Below are 16,955 nucleotides of genomic sequence, written 5' to 3'. Positions count from 1 at the left end.
ATGGGATTTTTGGACAAGGCGAAAGATCTTCTCTCCAAGAACGCCGACAAAGTGGACACCGTGATCGACAAGGCCGGTGACCTCGTGGACAAGAAGACGCAGGGCAAGTACGCCTCGACTGTCGACAAGGTGCAGGACGCCGCCAAGAAGGCCGTCAGCGACCAGACCGGTCAGCCCGGCGCCCCCGGTCAGCCCGGGACGGCCAAGCCGCCGGTTCCGCCGCAGCAGGAGCCCCCGACGGCGCCTCCGGTGTCGTAACGCCGATGGCCAAGCTCTCGGTGTCCGTCGACGTGCCTCTGCCGCCCGAACAGGCGTGGGAGAGCGCGTCGGATCTGTCCCGCTTCAAGGAATGGTTGTCCATCCACCGGATGTGGCGCTCGCCGCTGCCCGACACCATCGACAAGGGCACGACACTCGACTCGATCGTCGAAGTGAAAGGCATGCTCAACCGCATCTCGTGGACGGTCGTGCACTTCAAGCCGCCGGAGGCCATGACGCTCAACGGCGTCGGGCGCGGCGGGGTCAAGGTGAAGCTGATCGGCAAGGTGCGGCCCGCCGCAGGCACGCGCGCAGACACGGGCACAGACATTCCCGTCGGCTCGAACGTGCAGTTCGACGTGCATCTGGGCGGGCCTGCGCTGTTCGGTCCCATCGGCATGGTGGTGGCCAGCGCGCTGCAGAGCGACATCCAGGAGTCGCTGAACCGCTTCAAGGCCGTGTTCGCGCCCTCCTGAGTTGTTGCCGCGAGAATTCTGCCGGCGAGCAGACGTGAACTCGAGCTGAGGAGGCCCCAAAAAGCTCGAGTTCGCGTCTGCTCGCAGGAGGCGACTAGAGCGCGTCGGCGATAGGGGTGTCCCCGGCGATCACTTCGAACGTGCGGCCCGCGGTCGCCGGTCCGTCGAGCACCGCGACGATGACCGCCGCGACATCTGCCCGCGCGATCTTGCCCCGGCCGGTGCTCTCGGCGATCGTGACCCGCCCGGACGGTGCGTCGTCGGTCAGCTGGCCTGGCCGCACAATGGTCGTCGAGAGGTGTGTCCGCGAACGTATTTCGTCGTCGGCGGCGCCTTTGGCGCGAAGGTAGGCCACGAAGACGTCGTCGGCTGCGTCATCGGGTGTGTCGGCGTCGGCACCCATCGCCGAGATCATCACGTAGCGCTGCACACCGGCCGCTTCGGCGGCGTCGGCCAACAGGATCGCGGCATCCCGGTCGACGCTCTGCTTCCGTGCGGCACCGCTGCCGGGGCCCGCGCCGGCAGCGAACACCACGGCGTCCGCGCCGGCCAGGTGGCCGGCGACCTCGTCGACGGTCGCGCTCTCGAGGTCGACCACGACCGCTCGGGCACCGGTGGCCTCCACGTCGGCGGCATGGTCCGGGTTGCGGATCAATCCCACGGCCCGGTCGCCGCGCGCGGCGAGCAGCCGTTCGGTGATCACCGCGATCTTGCCGTGACCGCCTGCGATGACAACCTGCATCGTCGATTCCTCCTCGGTCGGTAACACTGGTGTGCGTGTGTACCACCGTGCCCCGGCGTGATCCGGGCGAAACCGTCGGGTCGATACTGGCGCCCGTGCATCTGGCAGTCGTCCGTGTCCTGACCGCGCTGGCCGCAGCGGTGGTCACCGTCGTCGCATCCGCCGTTCCGGCCTCCGCCGCTCCCGGGCCGGCGCAGGGCCTCCAGGTCGGCGGTCTGCAGCGCACCTACTCGGTGCACGTGCCCCCTGGCGCCGTCACCGGCCTGGTGATCAACCTGCACGGTGCGGGGCAGACGGGCCGTGACCAGGAGGCGTGGACCAACTACGACGCCATCGCCGACCGCCACGGTTTCGTCGTCGCGTACCCGGACGGCGTCGACATGAGCTGGGCGGACGGCCGCGGTGGTTCGGTCCCCGAGCGGCAGGGCGTCGACGACGTGGGGTTCCTCTCCGCGTTGATCACGCAGCTCACCGGCGAGTACGGCGTCAACCCGGGCCGGGTGTTCGTCACGGGCATGTCGGCCGGCGGCTTCATGGCCCAGCGGCTGGCCTGTGAGCGCGCCGATCTGGTCGCCGCCGTGGTGTCGGTCGCCGGGACGCTCGGTGCGACGGTGCCGTGCGCGCCGTCGCGGCCGGTGTCCGTGCTCGCCGTACACGGTGATGCCGATCCGGTGGTCCCGTTCGGCGGCGGCCCGATGGTCGGCCGAGGCGGGCCGAGCGTGATCGTCTCCGCACCAGAACTGGTCAATCGCTGGCGTGCCATCGACGGATGCCCTCCGCCTGTCGACGCACCGGGTCGGTCATCGTCGATCGGCTGCGCCGACGGCACCTCGGTCGAGTTCGTGATCATCGGCGGCGGCGGGCACGTCTGGCCCACCGGATTCAACTACGACGCCGGCCAGGCGGGCGCCGACTTCTTCGCCGCCCACGGGCGCTGACCGCCGGGTAGCCGGGCGCGACGCACCCCGCCGCGCCGGGCGTGATCCCGGCGGGTGAGACGGGTGCATGCGGGCGGGACCGCGCGAAACATGCCGGAAACATGATCGCCGCTTTGCCGAAACGAGCGGCCGACATCCTCGTTCGGGACCGCCCGAAGGAGTGCGAACGTGAATCAGATCGATCCCGCAGCGACCGCCTGGCTGTTGGCCAGCACCGCCCTGGTGCTGTTGATGACACCGGGTCTGGCGATCTTCTACGGCGGGATGGTCCGCACCACCGGCGTGCTCAACATGATCATGATGAGCTTCATCGCGATCCCATTGGTCACGGTGACGTGGTTGCTCGCCGGCTACAGCCTGGCGTTCTCCGACAGCCGCGCCGGCGGGGTGATCGGCAGTCTGTCCCACCTCGGGTTGGGCGGGATCACCGCAGACACCGTGCACGGGCAGGTTCCCGAGCTGCTGTTCGTGACTTTCCAGCTCACCTTCGCGATCATCACGGCCGCACTGGTCAGTGGCGCGATCGCCGATCGGGCCAAGTTCGCGGCGTGGGTGGTCTTCGTCCCGCTGTGGGTGATCGTGGTGTATTCGGTTGTCGCGCACTGGGTGTGGGCACCCGGCGGATGGCTGATGCGCTGGGGTGTGCTCGATTACGCCGGCGGGTTGGTCGTCGAGATCGTCTCGGGCGCATCGGCGTTGGCGCTTGCCCTGGTGCTGGGGCCGCGCATCGGCTTCAAGAAGGAGGCGATGCGCCCGCACAACCTGCCGTTCGTCCTCCTCGGCGTGGGCCTGCTGTGGTTCGGGTGGTTCGGTTTCAACGCCGGCTCCGCCCTGGCCGCCAACGGGACCGCCGCCGCGATCTTCCTGAACACCTTGGTCGCCGGCTGCCTGGGCATGCTGGGGTGGCTCACGGTCGAACAGATTCGCGACGGCAAGCCGACGACGTTCGGCGCGGCATCCGGCGTCGTGGCCGGCCTGGTCGCGATCACGCCATCGTGCGGGACCGTCACCACGTTCGGTGCCGCGGTGGTGGGTCTGGTCGCCGGCGTGGTGTGTGCCTTCGCCATCGGCTTGAAGTTCCGTTTCGGATACGACGATTCCCTCGACGTCGTCGGGGTGCACTTCGTCGGGGGCGTGGTGGGGGTCGTGCTCATCGGGCTTCTCGCGTCCGCCACGATGACGGGCGGGGCGAGCGGTCTGTTCTACGGTGGCGGCGTCGGTCAGCTCGGCAAGCAGGCGGTGGCGGTCGTCGTCGTCGCGGGCTACGCCTTCGCCGCATCGTTTCTTCTGGCCAAGGCGATCGACAGGGTGATCGGCTTCCGCATCAGCGCCGAGGACGAGGTGTCCGGCGTGGACTTCTCGCAGCACGCCGAAACCGCCTATGCCGAGGGTGTTCACGGCCATGCGCTCGGGCACGGCGCCCCACCCCGGACGGCAGCGTTCGGAACCGGAGGGCCGACCTCGGAATCGACACGGCCTCGGTCGATTGCCCCTGGCGAACAGGCGTCACAGCCGGACTGACGGCAAGCGGTGCCCTGAATTCATGCACCCGGTGTATTCGACGGTGCGGTAAGTTACAGTGGCTAAGAATTTTGTTCCGAAGGTCAGTCACAGCGTTGCGTGAACGAGCACCTCTACGCATCCCCTGGGCTGGTCGCGGGATGCCATTGGGTAGGTCGTAGTCGTTGACGCCGACAGGAACGGTGCTGAATTGACCGATCTGGCAACGTCTGTGGATGTGCAGACCAGCCGCGCGATGTTGCGCCACATGCTGGTCGCACGCGGCGTGGACGCAGAGGCGGTGCGTCTCCAGAACCAGGGCCGGGTCGATCTGTGGCTGTCGTGCCACGGCCAGGAAGCAGCGCAGGTGGCGTCGGCGATGGCGATCGGCGAATCGACCACCATCTTCCCGAGTTATCGCGAACACGCCGTTGCGATCGTGCGCGGTATCGACGGTGTCGGACTGGTGGCGCAGTGGGCCGGCCGTACCTTCTGCGGATGGAATCCGCGCCGGCACCGGTTCTTTCCGTACACGCTGGTGGTGGCCGCACAGACGCTGCACGCAGTCGGCTTCGCGATCGCCCGGCGGCTGCAGAACGTATCGGAGATGGTGGTGGTCTACCTCGGTGACGGGGCGACCAGCGAGGGCGACGTCTCGGAAGCGATGAACCTCGCGGCGGTCGAATCGGTACCGGTGCTGTTCGTCGTGCAGAACAACGGGTGGGCGATCTCCAAGCCGAGCCACGAACAGATGCGCACCAGCATCGCCGAGCGCGCCCGCGGTTTCGGCATCACCTCGTGGTCGGTGCGTGCCGAGGATCCTGATGTCGCCTACCGGGAATGTGTCACCGCGCGTGAACACGTCGAGGCCACCGGTACTCCGGGCCTGATCGAGCTGCACACCACCAGAACGGCGGGACACAGCAGCTCCGATGCCCACACGCTCTATCGCGACGAGCAGGAATTGGCCGCGGCGGTCGCCAACGATCCGGTACAGCGTTACCGCGACAGGCTGTTCAGCACCGGCGTCGTGGACGACGCGTGGCTCGCCGGGGTCGACCGCGACATCGAAGCGCACAGCCGTGCGATGGTGGAGGCATTCGGTCGATGACCTCCCCGCGGCCCAGCTGCCTGGCCGAATCGCTCAATGGCGCCCTCTCCGATCTGATGTTACGCGACAGTTCGATCGTGCTCGTGGGACAGGACATCGGACGCCTGGGCGGTGTCTTCCGGGTGACCAGGGGGCTGCAGAGCCGCTTCGGCGCGGGCCGGGTGCGCGACGCTGTGCTCGCCGAATCGTCGATCGTCGGGCAGGCGATCGGGATGTCGATGGCGGGCTTGAAACCGATCTGCGAGATCCAGTTCGACGGTTTCGTGTACCTAGCGATGAACCAGATCGTCACGCAGGCAGCGAAGATGATCACGCGGTGGAACGGTGAGCTGGACCTGCATCTGGTGGTGCGGGTTCCCGTCGGCGGTGGCATCCGAGCGGTCGAGCACCACAGCGAATCCAACGAGGCGCTGTTCGCCCACACCCCGGGGTTGCATGTCGCCTATCCATCGTCGCCGGAGGACGCGGCGGCGATGCTCGAGTACTCATGCCACCTCGGCGCACCGGTGATCTTCTTCGAGCCCAAACGCCTGTATTGGCATCGCAGACGGCAGGCCAGGGCGAACTCGCAGCCGCTGTCCGCGTTGGGGGCACGCGTGATCAGATCCGGAACCGACATCACGGTGGCAGGCTGGGGCGCGGTGCTCGAAGAGGTCCTCGCCGCAGCTGACGAGCTGGCCGGCGTGGTCGACGTGGAGGTGGTCGATCTGCGCTGGATCGCGCCGATGGATGTCGACACGGTGCTCGCCTCCGTGTCCCGGACGGGACGGCTGCTGATCGTGCACGAGGCGATCGAATTCTGCGGTGTCGGTGCGGAATTGGCGGCGACGGTGGGCGAGCGAGCCTGGCCCGACCTTACTGCCCCCATACGCCGGCTGGCGCCAGCGCGCCACATCTACCCGCCCGCGGATTTCGAGGCCGATCATCTGGTCGATCAACCCGCCATCGTCAGTGTGATCGAGGAGATGTGCCGGTGAGCGGGGATTCGACGGTCGACATCCACGTCCCGGACTTCGGTCACGGGTTGACCGATGCGCTGGTCGTGGAGTGGCTGGTCTCGGTCGGTGATGCCGTCGAGCGCGGCGATGTGGTCGCCGTTCTCGAGACGGACAAGAGCAGTGTCGATCTGATGGCCGAAAAGGCCGGCACGGTGGTCGAAATAGTGGTCGGTGCCCGGTCGATCACCACATCAGGAGCGGTGTTGTACAAACTCGACGAGCGACGGTGAAAGGTCGAAGGCGATGTCATCCATCGAAGAACGAATGAACACCATCATGCTCAAGATCGTCCGGCGTCGATCTCCCGACGCAGGCGTCGACGACTTCACCACGGCGGTCTGGGATCTCGATCTCGATTCGCTCGACGTGGCTGAACTCACCGAACTCCTGGAGAAGGAGTTCAGCGTCGAAGCCGACCTCGAGCGGCTCGACGAATGTGTCAGCCCCGCGGACATCAAGAGCTACTTCATGGGACTGATCGGCACACCGTGAACGCCGGCATCGTCGATATCGTCACGGCCACAACGGGAGAGCACGTCCCGAACGCGTTCTTCGACAGCATCGGGCTCACCGACGAGTGGATTCGCCGCCGCACCGGCGTCGCCGCACGGTGGTGGATGGACGACGACGAAGCCCTCGACGACGTCGCCGCGCGGGTGTGCGCTTTGCTCGTCGCCCGTCACCAGGACCTGCGCATCTCCGCGCTGTTGGTGGTCAGCAGCTCGGCCGGCGGGGCAGTGCCGGGAATCGCCCAGCGAGTGGCCACCAAGGCCGGATTGCCGCACGACATCCTGGCTTTCGACATGTCCGCGGCGTGCAGCGGCTTCATCTACGGCCTGATCTCCGGATTGTCCCTGTGCGACGGGGGCGACGGTTCGGCGGTGATCGTGTGCTGCGTCGAGGCGATGTCGCGGATGCTGGACAAGACCGACCGCAACACGGGCCCGCTGTTCGGGGACGGCGCCGGTGCGGTACTGATCGCCCCCCGACCGGCGTTCCGCAAGCACCGCTGGCATGCCGGATCCGACGGCGCGGGTGCGGATCTGATGCGCGGCCAGATGGGCCAGGGTATCCAGCTCGATGGGATCCGCGTCTACCATCGCGCCGTCCGCACGATGACCGAGACGGCGAAGCTCCTCCAAGAGGGTGACGTGGAACCGGCCATCGTGATCGGTCACCAAGCCAATTCCCGCATCTTGCAACGGGTCCGCGACGAAGCCGACATCGGGAACGCCGTGTTCGTCGACTGCGTCGAGAATTTCGGCAACACGTCGGCCGCATCGATCCCGTTGGCGCTGGGAGAATCGCTGCGGCAGAATGCGATTCCCATCGAGGGTCGCGCGCTGCTGGTCGCTTACGGCTCGGGTGAGGCGTGGGGCGGCGTCATGGTCGATTACGACCTCTCCGGCGCCACGGCCGCTCGCCTCGACCCCGATGGGTGATCGTCCCGACGTCGTCGTGGTGACCGGCGCCTCACGCGGCGTCGGTGCCGGGGTTGCCGTCGGGGCGGCGCGCGAAGGCCGGCATGTCGTCGTCAACTACCGGGAGAAGCAGCGCCGCGCAGCTGAGGTCGTCGCTGCGGTGCGTGAGGCCGGTGCCGGCGCGACGGCGGTACAGGCGGACCTGTGCGACGAGCACGCCGTGGGCGCCATGTTCGACGAGGTGTCCCGCTTGGGAATCTTGAAGGTGTTGGTGCTCAACGCCTCCGGTGGTCTGGAGCGTCACGCGGACGCCGGTTACGCCCGTCGGCTCAATCGGGACGCGCAGCTGGCCGTTGCGCGCCGGGCTTTGGCGATCATGCCGCGCGGGGGAGTGATCGTGTTCGTCACCAGTCATCCCGCGCACTTCTTCGGCCGGCGGCCGGTGCCCATCGCCGGCTACGCGGAAGTGGCGGAGAGCAAGCACGCCGGGGAGACGGCGCTGCGGGCGCTGCAGGACGAGTTCGACGCCCGGGGCGTGACGTTCGTCGTGGTGTCGGGGGATCTGCTGGAAGGGTCGGTGGCGCTGCGGCTGCTGCAACGCGCCGATCCGGGTGCGGTGGCGGCCCGGCGGGCGGCAGGACCGCTACCCACGGTGGCGGAGTTCGCCGACGCGGTCGTGGCGGCGATCGACGCACCGCCGACGTCCGGAGAGACGATCTATGTGGGCTGAGGTTTGGAGCGCGAGGCGCGCCGTCGCGGCGGCTTCTCCTCGCGGGGTGGCTCGGCGCCGCGGTTGGTGAACCTGCCCAGCGTCGACACACCGGGCATCGTCGACACCGTGCGGTAGACGTCGTTGCCGGTGGCCACGAGCGCTTCCAATTGGGGGAGCAGCGCATCCAACGTGCGGAGCATTGGGTCGGCCAACGCCAGATAACGTTCGGTGCGGTCGATCACCGCATTGAGTCGCGCGGTGGCCGCTGCAAGGTTCTCGATCAGGTCGGGCATCTCGGCAGCCAATTGGATGGAGGCCGGGGGAATGCGCATCGCAGTGGACGCGACCGTCTGGGCCGCGTCGGCCGCGGCCTGCGCAGCCGCCCTGATCTCCTTGGGACTGGGGACTTTCTGAGGGGTCATGGATCAACGATGCCGCATGCCGCCAAAGCCCGTGGGCTTTGGCGGCATGTGTCGGCCTGCTAGTACCAGACTTTTCGCCCGCCGACGGGACGGCCCACGGCGCCGAGAATCCACAGCACCACTCCGACCACCACCAGGATCGCGCCGATCGTGTAGAGAATCGACAGGCTGGTGAAGTAACCGATCAACAGAAGGATGATGCCGAGCACGATCATGGTCAATCCGATCTTCGAAGGACATGGTCACGTCATATTTGCGAAGAAGGAATTACCAGATCCGTCAAAACCAAACCGATGATTCCGTTCGCCGAAGACCCCCGCACTCCGACGCGGTGAGGAACAGTGGGGTCATGCGCGAATATCTCGAGTTCTACATCGACGGCCGATGGGTCCCCCCGCTGCGGCCCAACACCCTCGATGTCGAGGATCCGGCCACCGAGAACGTCGCCGGCCGCATCGCGTTGGGCTCCTCCGCCGATGTGGACCTCGCGGTCGGAGCCGCGCGGCGGGCGTTCGCCACGTGGTCACAGACCAGCCGCGACGACCGGCTCGAAGTGCTGTCGGCGATCCTCACCGAGTACCGCAGCCGTCACGGCGACCTCGCCGATGCGGTGCACGAAGAGATGGGGGCACCGCCGTCCCTGGCCGGGGGAACCCAGGTCAACCTCGCAATGGGGCACCTGCTCTCGGCGATCGAGACGCTGAAGACCTTCGCCTTCTCCGAGCAACAGGGCAGCACGCAGGTGGTCCGGGAGCCGATCGGGGTGTGCGGTCTCATCACGCCGTGGAACTGGCCGCTCAACCAGATCGCCTGCAAGGTGTTCCCCGCGCTGGCCACCGGGGCCACGATGGTGCTCAAACCCTCGGAGGTGGCGCCGTTCTCCGCTCAGATTTTCACTGAAATCCTGGCTGCCGCAGGCGTTCCCGCGGGCGTGTACAACCTCGTCTTCGGCGACGGTCCCGGGGTGGGGGCGGCGCTGTCGGCGCATCCCGACATCGACATGATCTCGTTCACCGGGTCCACCCGCGCCGGTATCGAGGTCGCGAAGAACGCCGCCGCAACGGTCAAGCGGGTGACCCAGGAGCTCGGTGGCAAGAGCCCGAACATCGTGCTCGACGACGACCGGTTCGCCCGCAGTGTCACCGCCGGAACGACCGCGATGATGCTGAACAGCGGACAGAGCTGCAACGCGCCGTCGCGGATGCTCGTCCCGGCCACCCGCATGGCCGAGGCCATCGACGCCGCGAGAGAGGCGGCGCTCGCCGTTCGCGTCGGCGACCCGGCGGACACGAGAGCCATCGGCCCGGTGGCGTCGAGGGCCCAGTACGAGAAGATCCAGGGCCTGATCAGCCGGGGTATCGACGAGGGGGCGACGCTGGTCGCCGGTGGACCCGGGCGGCCCGAGGGACTGGACACCGGCTATTACGTCAAACCGACGGTGTTCGCCGATGTCACCAACGACATGACCATCGCACGGGAGGAGATCTTCGGGCCTGTGCTGTGCATCCTGGGCTACGACGATCTCGACCACGCGGTCGCGATCGCCAACGACACCGATTACGGGTTGGCGGGCTATGTTTCCGGTGCCGACTCCGATCAGGCGCGCGCTGTGGCGAAGCGCATCCGCGCGGGTGCGGTGGCCATCAACCACGCCTTCGACATCGCGGCGCCGTTCGGCGGTTACAAGCGCAGCGGCAACGGCCGCGAATGGGGTCGGTTCGGCTTCGACGAGTACCTTGAGATCAAGGCGGTGATCTCGGCGTAGCGGGGTGAGTTGCGAAATGTACACCTATGGCATCGATTTCGATCGCATCGAGGCGATCGACATCCATACCCACGTCGAGATCGACGGACACGGTCACCGCGCATACGACGATGTCCTGATAGAGGCGACGGCGAAGTATTTCAAGATGCCGCAGGGGATCGTGGCCGGCGTCGACACCATCGCCGACCAGTACCGCCGGCACAACACCGCCGCTGTCGTGTTCACGATCGACGCCCGGCACGGAATGCGACACACACCGAACTCCATCGAAGATCTGGTGCTGGGTGCGGAGCGCAACAACGACGTACTGATCCCGTTCGGCAGCGTCGATCCCCACCAGGGCCGCCACGCCGTGCACCGCGTCCACGAACTGGTGCGCGACTTCGGGGTCAAAGGCTTCAAGTTCCACCCCAGCATGCAAGCGTTCGAGCCCAACGACCGAGCCCACTACCCGATCTATCACGCCATCGCCGAGGCCGGGGTACCCGCGCTGTTCCACACCGGGCAGACGGGGATGGGATCGGGACTGCCCGGCGGATACGGCATCAAGCTGCGCTACAGCGATCCCATGCTGCTCGACGATGTCGCAGCTGACTTCCCGGACCTGACCATCGTGATGGCTCACCCGGCGGTGCCGTGGGTCGACGCGCAGATCGCGATCGCCACGCACAAGCCGAACGTCTATGTCGACCTGTCGGGCTGGAGCCCCAAGTACTTCCCGCCGCAGCTGGTGCACGCGCTGAGTCGGCAGCTGCGCACCAAGGCGCTGTTCGGGACCGATTACCCGTATCTGCAACTCGAGCGGTGGCGGCGCGACTTCGAGACGCTCGACATCGACCCGGCGGCGCTGCCGTTGATCTACAAGCAGAACGCGCTGCGGGTCCTCGGGGTCACCTCATGACGGCGAGCAGACGCGAACTCGAGTATTCAGGGCCTGGATGGCTCGACTTCGTGTCTGCTCGCCGGGGCTGTCAGGACTTCTTAAGCGGATCGTGGCCCCAGTTCATCAGCGAGTACCGCCACCGGCTGTGCTCGACGTCGGAGTCCGGGCCCTGCGCACGGTGGCGCTTGACGTAGCCCACCACCTTGCGCATGTGCGCGTAGTCGTCGTCGGTCAGCTCGGCCTTCTTGGTGTGCAGGATATCGACGATGCGCCGTCCACTCTCGTGCCCCGTCGACTCTCCGCCTGACGACGACTTCTGCCCGACTTCCTGCGATTCGTCGGTGTCCAGCCACTTCTCGATCTCCGATGCTGTCATGTTGACCGCATCGGAGAACTCGTCGTAGGTGTCGGAGTCGCTCTCGCTCGAGCCGCTCACGACTTCTTGTTCAGCGACTCGGGCTTGTGCACGGCGTCGTTGCCGCTCTTGTCGCTGACCACGCGGTACTGCGGGTCGTCAGAGGATGCCCGCACCGTGCGACCCGCCGCCTCGGTATCGGAGGTGATCTTCTCCTCCACGGTGCCCTTCACGGTGTTGCCGTGGCTCTGCCAGGTGACCTTGTCGCCCTTGTTCAATTCGCTCATGGGCTGCGGGTACCCGGCCGGCACGTGATCAGACGTGACCGAAGGGTGACGCGGTCAGGCTTTGACGAGCGTGAACTGCCCGAGCTCGCTGATGCCGCGGTTGAAGAAATCGCTGCAGCCGACGAGGTACTTCATGTATCGCTGGTAGACCTCTTCGGACGTCGCGGCCACGGCCTCGTCGTGATGGGCCTCGAGGGCTTCGGCCCACGTGTCGAGCGTCCGCACATAATCGGCGTTCAGGAATTGCGTCTGCTCGACGGTGAAGCCGGCCTGGGTGGACAACTCGACGATGTTCTCCTCGCCGGGCACCGATCCGCCCGGGAAGATCTCCTTGGCGATGAACCGCATGAACTTCAAATCGGTCATCGTGATCGGGATGCCCATCTCCGGCCACTTCTTCAGCGGATGGCCGAGGATCGCCTGCAACAGCATGCGCCCGCCCTCGGGCAGCACGCTGCTGCACATCTTGAAGAACGGCTCGTAGCGTTCCTGAGGGAACGCCTCGATCGCCTCGATGCTGATGATCCGGTCGACGGGTTCGTCGAACTGCTCCCAGCCGCGCAACAGAATCCGCCGGGAGCGGTCGGTGTCGAGCCCGTCGAGCAGTTCCTGCGCGAACTTGCACTGGTTGCGGCTCAAAGTGAGGCCGACGACGTTGACGTCGTGCTTCTCCACGGCCCGCTGGAGTACCGAGCCCCAGCCGCAGCCGATGTCGAGCAGCGTCATACCCGGCTCGAGGTTCAGCTTGCCCAGCGCGAGATCGATCTTGGCCATCTGGGCCTCTTCGAGCGTCATGTCGTCGCGCTCGTAGTAGGCACAGCTGTACGTTCGCGACGGATCCTGAAAGAGACCGAAGAACTCGTCGGAGAGATCGTAGTGCGCCTGCACTTCTTCGAAGTGGGGCGTCATGTCCTTTTTGTTCGTGGACTGCCCTGCAGCGCCCTTACCCATTCCCCGACCGACCTCCAATTCATCCGCACCGATGGCGAACGTTCAAATTACTACACAGACGTCAATGCCTGCTTTTCGCAGGTGAACTGCGCGACGTCGGTGTAACCGTCGCGGAACAGGTTGGCGCAGCCCTGCAAATACTTGAGGAATCGCTCGTAGATCTCCTCGGAGGTGATCTCGATGGCCTCGTCCTTCTTGTTCTCCAGGTTCGACGCCCACGTGTCGAGGGTCTTCACGTAGTGCGGCTGCAGGTGCTGCTCGCGGGTGATCGTGTAGCCGGCCTTGACCGCGTGATCGCGCACCATCGACGCCAGCGGCAAACGACCGCCCGGGTAGATGTAGTCCATGATGAACTTGATGAACCGCACGTTGGACATGGTCAGGGGCAGTCCCTTGGCCTTGATCTCCTCATCCTCGGGAATGATGATCGTGTGCAGCATCATGACGCCGTCGTCGGGCATCCAGCTGTAGGTCTTCTTGAAGTAGTCGTCGTACTTGTTGAAGCCGAAGTGCTCGAAGGCGCCGATTGAGACGATGCGGTCGACCTGGCCCTCGAACTCCTCCCAGGGCTGCAGCCGCACCTCCATGCTGCGCTTGCTGGTCGAGTTGGCGAACCAGTGGTTCTCGATGTGTTCCTTCTGGTTCTCCGACAGCGTCAGCCCGATGACGTTGACGTCGTACTTCTCGACGGCCCGCATGATGGTGGCGCCCCAGCCGCAGCCGATGTCGAGCAGCGTCATGCCGGGCTTGAGTCCCAGCTTGCCCAGCGACAGGTCGATCTTGGCCATCTGGGCCTGCTCGAGGGTGTAATCGTCCTTCTCGAAGTACGCGCAGCTGTAGACCTGGTTCGGGTCCTGCCAGAGCTTGAAGAACTCGTTGGAGATGTCGTAGTGGAACTGCACCTCTTGCTTGTCCGAGCCGCGGGTGTCCGACGCAGACTTCGACAGCCACTTCGACTGGGCCGTGCCCTGCGGCTGATCGGTTTCGGTGTTCGACATTCGTCCATCCTCATCTGAGATCGAGATTCACCTGCGGCCCACGGCGCGGGTACGCTGCTGACCCGCCCGGCCACGAACTGGCTCCGCTGACCATACCTTTCCCCGCCACTCATCGACAGGCGGCGTGCGCAAAGCCAAGGGGAAAACTGCCAAACGACGGCCGGAGCGTCAAGATGGTCGGTATGGCCGAGCACACGTTCTACCTGAAGGCCTGCATCAACGGCGCGCGAACCCCTGATCAGCATCCGGGACTCCCCGTGACGCCGCAGGAGCTGGCGGCCGAAGCGGTGGCTGCCCACGCCGCAGGGGCCCGGGCCGTGCACCTTCACCCCAAGGACGCTCGGGGAGCAGACTCGCTCCTGGCCGATGATGTGGCCTCGGCCGTGACCGCGGTCCGCGAGGCCGCCCCCGGATTGCCGCTGGGTGTGACGACCGGTTTCTGGGCGCTGCCGGACGCCCAGCAGCGCCGGGAGGCGATCGAAAGTTGGTCGGTGCTGCCCGATTTCGCATCGGTGAACTGGCACGAACCGGGTTCGCCGGAATTGGCAGAGCTACTTCTGTCCCGCGGTATCGGCGTGGAGGCGGGAATTTTCCACGCCGACGCGGCGCAGGCGTGGGCGAACTCCGAGGTGGCCGCCCACTGCCTGCGGGTGATGGTCGAGATGGGCGCCGACGGGGACATCGCGACGGCCGACGAGGTGCTGGCGCGGGTTGCCGCGGCGGATTCCCCTGCGCCGGTGCTTCTGCACGGGCTCGACGAGAGTTGTTGGCCGCTGCTGCAGCACGCCGGGGCGCGCGGACTGCAGGCCCGCATCGGGATGGAGGACACGCTGCGGCTGCCCGACGGATCGGCGGCCGACGGCAACGCGGCGCTGGTCTGCGCCGCAGTCGATCTGCTCAGTCGGTAGGCGCCCCGAGGGCGAAGTCGGCGAAGTCAAAACCGGGCACGACGACGCAGCTGACCAGACACGGTTCGTCGCCCTGAGGGCGCGCGCGCTGCCAATGTCCGGGCGGCACGACGAACTGCGGATGTTCACCGGCGAGGATGTCGGTGCCGAGCACATGGGTGGTGGCGCCGTCCTGTTCGGCACCGACGTCGAGCAGCAGTGGACCGCCGAAGTGGTAGAGCCACAGTTCCGCGCTGCGCACGGTGTGCCACGCGGACTGTTGGCCGGGCATCAGCAGGAACAGGATCGCGGTGCCCGCGTTGCGGCTTCCCGTGTAGTCCGGTGGCAGTGCCGACTCCGGCACCGTGAGCTCGCTGCGCCACGTCTCGGTGAACCAGCCGCCCTCAGGGTGCGGAGAGAGGTTCAGCCGACGCGCCCATTCGGGGAGATCGCTCATCGGCTCACCCTAGTAGTCTTTGCCCATGTCTCGCGCCCGTCCCGGCTGGCTGGTGGCAGTGTGCGCGCTGGTGGTGGCGGTGAGCGCCTGGTTGCCGTGGTTGCGCTCGTCGGCAGGAGGCGGGGGACGGGCCAACGGGATCGGGGGCGTCGCCGGTGCGATGCCGGTGCCGCCGCCCGGTTTCGGTGTCGGACAGCTGATCGTGCTGTTGGCGGCGACGCTGGTGGTGGCCGGCGCCATGGCTGCTCGTGGCGTGTCGGGACGGATGGCTTCGACTGCGGCGCTGGCTATTTCGGTGATCATCGTGGTGTTGGCGGTGTGGTTCTACCGGCTCTATGTGTATCCGCCGGTGTCGGCCGCCTACGGCCTCTACGTCGTCGGCGGGGTGGCGGCCGCGGCGGTGTTGCTCTCGATTTGGACAATGCTCGCGGCGTGGAAGCGCTCGCCCGCGATCGTCGGCGCCAGGGAATGAGCGGGTTCGTCGAGCCGGTTCAGCTGACCGGCGAGCGCGTGGTGTCATTGGAACCCCTGCGGGATGACCATCTCGCGGAGATCGAGGCTCTGGCCGCCGACGGAGAGCTCGGCGCGCTGTGGTTCACTGCCGCACCGAGGGCCGGGGCTGCGGCGCAGTGGGTGGCCGGCCGGCTGGCAGTTCAGAATCCGCAGACAGGGCTCACGTTCGTGGTGCGAGACCGCTCGGGTGCGATCGTCGGATCATCGAGCTATCTGAATGTCGACGGGCCGAATCGCCGCCTCGAGATCGGCCACACCTGGTACGTCGCCTCAGCCCGGCGCACCGCGGTCAACACCGAGACCAAGCTGTTGATGCTCGGCCACGCGTTCGATCAGTTGGGTTGTCTGGCAGTCGAATTGCGTACCCATCATCTCAACCGGGACAGCCGCGCCGCGATCGAGAGGTTGGGCGCCAAACTCGACGGCATCCTGCGCAGCCACCAGGTGATGCCAGACGGGTCGCGGCGCGACACGGTGGTGTACTCGATTCTCGACATCGAATGGCCGGCCGTGCGGTCCAACCTGCGATTCCGGTTGGACCGCAACGGCTGACGCGGGTCACGCCTGGGGCGTCGCGCCCCGTTCGGCGGGTAGCGGTGGCGTGCTCGGAGTGGGCGCCTGGCCGGCGGAGCTCGGCCCTTGTCCCGCGGGTCCACCCGGAGGGGGAGGCGGGGTGCCGTCCCGGCCGGGACCGCGGGGATCGCCGGGGGCGTCGGCGCCCACTGGAGGCGGTGGCGGGGGAGCGTCGCGCCCCGGCCCACCAGGCCCACCAGGCCCACCGGGCCCACCGTCGCGCCCCGGCCCGCCGGGCCCACCCGGCCCACCCGGTCCCCCCGGACCTGCGGGTCCTCGGTCAGGCCCGCCCGGCCCGTGGTCGTGACCATGTGGTCCACCCGGTCCGCCAGGACCCCAGCCCGGTCCTCCCGGTCCTCCCGGGTCACCCGGCCCGGCGGGTCCACCAGGGCCCCAGAATCCCGGACCTGGCGGCGCAGGCTGCGCGACCGACGCGGTGCCGACCGACAGGGACATCGTCGGATGGGCGTCGGCGAGTGTGCCGCCCAGGAATCCGATCACCAGTCCGGCCGCGGCGGCGCCGACGGCCACACCGACGGGATGCCGGCGCGCGGGTTCGCGCACCGACGCCCACCGCGCCTTCGGCTCGGCGGCCGCGACCGGAGCTGCGTAGTGCGGCGCGGATTCGGGGATGCGGTCGGTCGCCGGGGTGTCATCGATGTGCTCGTCCGTCCGATCCTCCTGCGGGCGTTCATCATCGGCCATGGG

Annotated in this window: 24 protein-coding genes; 15 read left to right on the top strand and 9 right to left on the bottom strand. The window is 67.2% G+C overall.

Features of this window, described 5'->3' with window-relative positions:
• Together ACXYX3_RS21375 and ACXYX3_RS21370 are read left to right on the top strand one after the other, a co-directional pair.
• Positions 1 to 258 carry an antitoxin gene (locus ACXYX3_RS21375; protein ID WP_241203329.1) on the top strand — a complete coding sequence of 86 codons (258 nt, stop codon included), beginning with the start codon at positions 1 to 3 and terminating at the stop codon, positions 256 to 258.
• Positions 259 to 263: 5 nt separating this feature from the next.
• Positions 264 to 734 (top strand): type II toxin-antitoxin system Rv0910 family toxin, encoded by a 471-nt coding sequence (locus ACXYX3_RS21370; RefSeq protein ID WP_241203328.1) that lies wholly within the window; start codon positions 264 to 266, stop codon positions 732 to 734.
• 94 nt (positions 735 to 828) lie between these two features.
• Here the strand turns inward: ACXYX3_RS21370 and ACXYX3_RS21365 are convergent, their stop codons facing one another.
• Entirely contained in the window at positions 829 to 1,476 is a 648-nt protein-coding gene (locus ACXYX3_RS21365) for an NAD(P)H-binding protein (RefSeq protein WP_458608919.1), read from the bottom strand.
• 95 nt (positions 1,477 to 1,571) lie between these two features.
• Here ACXYX3_RS21365 and ACXYX3_RS21360 point away from each other — a divergent pair, with 95 nt between their 5' ends.
• The 8 genes from ACXYX3_RS21360 (at position 1,572) to ACXYX3_RS21325 (ending at position 8,174) form a co-directional block, all read left to right on the top strand.
• Complete coding sequence (locus ACXYX3_RS21360) at positions 1,572 to 2,414, top strand: CE1 family esterase (RefSeq protein ID WP_458608918.1); 843 nt, start codon at positions 1,572 to 1,574, stop codon at positions 2,412 to 2,414.
• 168 nt (positions 2,415 to 2,582) lie between these two features.
• Positions 2,583 to 3,935, top strand: a complete 1,353-nt coding sequence (locus ACXYX3_RS21355; RefSeq protein WP_458608917.1) for an ammonium transporter — start codon at positions 2,583 to 2,585, stop codon at positions 3,933 to 3,935.
• A gap of 190 nt (positions 3,936 to 4,125) precedes the next feature.
• Positions 4,126 to 5,025 (top strand): thiamine pyrophosphate-dependent dehydrogenase E1 component subunit alpha, encoded by a 900-nt coding sequence (locus ACXYX3_RS21350; RefSeq protein ID WP_458608916.1) that lies wholly within the window; start codon positions 4,126 to 4,128, stop codon positions 5,023 to 5,025.
• Positions 5,022 to 6,002 carry an alpha-ketoacid dehydrogenase subunit beta gene (locus ACXYX3_RS21345; protein WP_458608915.1) on the top strand — a complete coding sequence of 327 codons (981 nt, stop codon included), beginning with the start codon at positions 5,022 to 5,024 and terminating at the stop codon, positions 6,000 to 6,002. The genes ACXYX3_RS21350 and ACXYX3_RS21345 overlap by 4 nt, the downstream gene beginning before the upstream one ends.
• Complete coding sequence (locus ACXYX3_RS21340) at positions 5,999 to 6,253, top strand: lipoyl domain-containing protein (protein WP_241203322.1); 255 nt, start codon at positions 5,999 to 6,001, stop codon at positions 6,251 to 6,253. Before ACXYX3_RS21345 ends, ACXYX3_RS21340 begins: the two co-directional genes overlap by 4 nt.
• 13 nt (positions 6,254 to 6,266) lie before the next feature.
• Positions 6,267 to 6,515: an acyl carrier protein gene (locus ACXYX3_RS21335; RefSeq protein WP_241203321.1), complete on the top strand. Its 249-nt coding sequence runs from the start codon at positions 6,267 to 6,269 to the stop codon at positions 6,513 to 6,515.
• On the top strand, positions 6,512 to 7,465 hold the full coding sequence (locus tag ACXYX3_RS21330) for a 3-oxoacyl-[acyl-carrier-protein] synthase III C-terminal domain-containing protein (RefSeq protein WP_458608913.1): 954 nt from the start codon (positions 6,512 to 6,514) through the stop codon (positions 7,463 to 7,465). Before ACXYX3_RS21335 ends, ACXYX3_RS21330 begins: the two co-directional genes overlap by 4 nt.
• Positions 7,458 to 8,174, top strand: a complete 717-nt coding sequence (locus ACXYX3_RS21325; protein WP_458608912.1) for an SDR family oxidoreductase — start codon at positions 7,458 to 7,460, stop codon at positions 8,172 to 8,174. Before ACXYX3_RS21330 ends, ACXYX3_RS21325 begins: the two co-directional genes overlap by 8 nt.
• On the opposite strand, the gene ACXYX3_RS21320 is transcribed toward ACXYX3_RS21325, so the two are convergent.
• Complete coding sequence (locus tag ACXYX3_RS21320) at positions 8,162 to 8,578, bottom strand: hypothetical protein (protein ID WP_241203318.1); 417 nt, start codon at positions 8,576 to 8,578, stop codon at positions 8,162 to 8,164. The genes ACXYX3_RS21325 and ACXYX3_RS21320 overlap by 13 nt on opposite strands.
• A 59-nt stretch (positions 8,579 to 8,637) precedes the next feature.
• Positions 8,638 to 8,793, bottom strand: a complete 156-nt coding sequence (locus ACXYX3_RS21315; protein WP_156394903.1) for a hypothetical protein — start codon at positions 8,791 to 8,793, stop codon at positions 8,638 to 8,640.
• Between the two features lie 134 nt (positions 8,794 to 8,927).
• On the opposite strand from ACXYX3_RS21315, the gene ACXYX3_RS21310 reads away from it, so the two are divergent.
• Together ACXYX3_RS21310 and ACXYX3_RS21305 are read left to right on the top strand one after the other, a co-directional pair.
• Positions 8,928 to 10,343: an aldehyde dehydrogenase family protein gene (locus tag ACXYX3_RS21310; protein WP_458608911.1), complete on the top strand. Its 1,416-nt coding sequence runs from the start codon at positions 8,928 to 8,930 to the stop codon at positions 10,341 to 10,343.
• Between the two features lie 16 nt (positions 10,344 to 10,359).
• Positions 10,360 to 11,244, top strand: a complete 885-nt coding sequence (locus ACXYX3_RS21305) for an amidohydrolase family protein (protein ID WP_458608910.1) — start codon at positions 10,360 to 10,362, stop codon at positions 11,242 to 11,244.
• 70 nt (positions 11,245 to 11,314) lie between these two features.
• Here the strand turns inward: ACXYX3_RS21305 and ACXYX3_RS21300 are convergent, their stop codons facing one another.
• Genes ACXYX3_RS21300 through ACXYX3_RS21285 form a run of 4 tightly spaced genes read right to left on the bottom strand, consistent with a single transcriptional unit; the run spans position 11,315 to position 13,817 of the window.
• Positions 11,315 to 11,662 (bottom strand): DUF3140 domain-containing protein, encoded by a 348-nt coding sequence (locus tag ACXYX3_RS21300; RefSeq protein ID WP_458608909.1) that lies wholly within the window; start codon positions 11,660 to 11,662, stop codon positions 11,315 to 11,317.
• The gene (locus tag ACXYX3_RS21295) at positions 11,659 to 11,868 is read right to left on the bottom strand and encodes a hypervirulence associated TUDOR domain-containing protein (protein ID WP_241203313.1); all 210 of its coding nucleotides are present in this window, start codon (positions 11,866 to 11,868) and stop codon (positions 11,659 to 11,661) included. Before ACXYX3_RS21295 ends, ACXYX3_RS21300 begins: the two co-directional genes overlap by 4 nt.
• A 54-nt stretch (positions 11,869 to 11,922) precedes the next feature.
• Positions 11,923 to 12,819 carry a cyclopropane mycolic acid synthase family methyltransferase gene (locus ACXYX3_RS21290; protein ID WP_458608908.1) on the bottom strand — a complete coding sequence of 299 codons (897 nt, stop codon included), beginning with the start codon at positions 12,817 to 12,819 and terminating at the stop codon, positions 11,923 to 11,925.
• Between the two features lie 50 nt (positions 12,820 to 12,869).
• Positions 12,870 to 13,817 (bottom strand): cyclopropane mycolic acid synthase family methyltransferase, encoded by a 948-nt coding sequence (locus ACXYX3_RS21285; RefSeq protein WP_241203311.1) that lies wholly within the window; start codon positions 13,815 to 13,817, stop codon positions 12,870 to 12,872.
• 182 nt (positions 13,818 to 13,999) lie between these two features.
• On the opposite strand from ACXYX3_RS21285, the gene ACXYX3_RS21280 reads away from it, so the two are divergent.
• Positions 14,000 to 14,725 (top strand): 3-keto-5-aminohexanoate cleavage protein, encoded by a 726-nt coding sequence (locus ACXYX3_RS21280; protein WP_241203310.1) that lies wholly within the window; start codon positions 14,000 to 14,002, stop codon positions 14,723 to 14,725.
• Here ACXYX3_RS21280 and ACXYX3_RS21275 read toward each other — a convergent pair.
• On the bottom strand, positions 14,715 to 15,161 hold the full coding sequence (locus ACXYX3_RS21275; protein WP_458608907.1) for a cupin domain-containing protein: 447 nt from the start codon (positions 15,159 to 15,161) through the stop codon (positions 14,715 to 14,717). The genes ACXYX3_RS21280 and ACXYX3_RS21275 overlap by 11 nt on opposite strands.
• 25 nt (positions 15,162 to 15,186) lie before the next feature.
• On the opposite strand from ACXYX3_RS21275, the gene ACXYX3_RS21270 reads away from it, so the two are divergent.
• Together ACXYX3_RS21270 and ACXYX3_RS21265 are read left to right on the top strand one after the other, a co-directional pair.
• Positions 15,187 to 15,633 (top strand): hypothetical protein, encoded by a 447-nt coding sequence (locus ACXYX3_RS21270; RefSeq protein ID WP_458608906.1) that lies wholly within the window; start codon positions 15,187 to 15,189, stop codon positions 15,631 to 15,633.
• Positions 15,630 to 16,226, top strand: coding sequence for a GNAT family N-acetyltransferase (locus ACXYX3_RS21265; protein ID WP_458612171.1), 597 nt, complete (start codon positions 15,630 to 15,632; stop codon positions 16,224 to 16,226). Before ACXYX3_RS21270 ends, ACXYX3_RS21265 begins: the two co-directional genes overlap by 4 nt.
• Before the next feature lie 6 nt (positions 16,227 to 16,232).
• On the opposite strand, the gene ACXYX3_RS21260 is transcribed toward ACXYX3_RS21265, so the two are convergent.
• Entirely contained in the window at positions 16,233 to 16,952 is a 720-nt protein-coding gene (locus ACXYX3_RS21260) for a hypothetical protein (protein ID WP_458608905.1), read from the bottom strand.
• Between the last annotated feature and the right edge of the window lie 3 nt (positions 16,953 to 16,955).

This window comes from Mycobacterium sp. Panama NTM2 (genome assembly GCF_054355555.1).
This window is presented reverse-complemented; position numbering and strand designations above follow the sequence as displayed.

What these genes read in the sequence shown, in the direction of transcription:
- ACXYX3_RS21375 (WP_241203329.1), top strand. Translation starts at nt 1, where the DNA reads ATGGGATTTTTGGACAAGGCGAAAGATCTTCTCTCCAAGAACGCCGAC.
- ACXYX3_RS21370 (WP_241203328.1), top strand. Translation starts at nt 264, where the DNA reads ATGGCCAAGCTCTCGGTGTCCGTCGACGTGCCTCTGCCGCCCGAACAG.
- ACXYX3_RS21365 (WP_458608919.1), bottom strand. Translation starts at nt 1,476, where the DNA reads ATGCAGGTTGTCATCGCAGGCGGTCACGGCAAGATCGCGGTGATCACC.
- ACXYX3_RS21345 (WP_458608915.1), top strand. Translation starts at nt 5,022, where the DNA reads ATGACCTCCCCGCGGCCCAGCTGCCTGGCCGAATCGCTCAATGGCGCC.
- ACXYX3_RS21335 (WP_241203321.1), top strand. Translation starts at nt 6,267, where the DNA reads ATGTCATCCATCGAAGAACGAATGAACACCATCATGCTCAAGATCGTC.
- ACXYX3_RS21325 (WP_458608912.1), top strand. Translation starts at nt 7,458, where the DNA reads ATGGGTGATCGTCCCGACGTCGTCGTGGTGACCGGCGCCTCACGCGGC.
- ACXYX3_RS21320 (WP_241203318.1), bottom strand. Translation starts at nt 8,578, where the DNA reads ATGACCCCTCAGAAAGTCCCCAGTCCCAAGGAGATCAGGGCGGCTGCG.
- ACXYX3_RS21315 (WP_156394903.1), bottom strand. Translation starts at nt 8,793, where the DNA reads ATGATCGTGCTCGGCATCATCCTTCTGTTGATCGGTTACTTCACCAGC.
- ACXYX3_RS21310 (WP_458608911.1), top strand. Translation starts at nt 8,928, where the DNA reads ATGCGCGAATATCTCGAGTTCTACATCGACGGCCGATGGGTCCCCCCG.
- ACXYX3_RS21305 (WP_458608910.1), top strand. Translation starts at nt 10,360, where the DNA reads ATGTACACCTATGGCATCGATTTCGATCGCATCGAGGCGATCGACATC.
- ACXYX3_RS21295 (WP_241203313.1), bottom strand. Translation starts at nt 11,868, where the DNA reads ATGAGCGAATTGAACAAGGGCGACAAGGTCACCTGGCAGAGCCACGGC.
- ACXYX3_RS21290 (WP_458608908.1), bottom strand. Translation starts at nt 12,819, where the DNA reads ATGGGTAAGGGCGCTGCAGGGCAGTCCACGAACAAAAAGGACATGACG.
- ACXYX3_RS21285 (WP_241203311.1), bottom strand. Translation starts at nt 13,817, where the DNA reads ATGTCGAACACCGAAACCGATCAGCCGCAGGGCACGGCCCAGTCGAAG.
- ACXYX3_RS21280 (WP_241203310.1), top strand. Translation starts at nt 14,000, where the DNA reads ATGGCCGAGCACACGTTCTACCTGAAGGCCTGCATCAACGGCGCGCGA.
- ACXYX3_RS21275 (WP_458608907.1), bottom strand. Translation starts at nt 15,161, where the DNA reads ATGAGCGATCTCCCCGAATGGGCGCGTCGGCTGAACCTCTCTCCGCAC.
- ACXYX3_RS21270 (WP_458608906.1), top strand. Translation starts at nt 15,187, where the DNA reads ATGTCTCGCGCCCGTCCCGGCTGGCTGGTGGCAGTGTGCGCGCTGGTG.
- ACXYX3_RS21265 (WP_458612171.1), top strand. Translation starts at nt 15,630, where the DNA reads ATGAGCGGGTTCGTCGAGCCGGTTCAGCTGACCGGCGAGCGCGTGGTG.
- ACXYX3_RS21260 (WP_458608905.1), bottom strand. Translation starts at nt 16,952, where the DNA reads ATGGCCGATGATGAACGCCCGCAGGAGGATCGGACGGACGAGCACATC.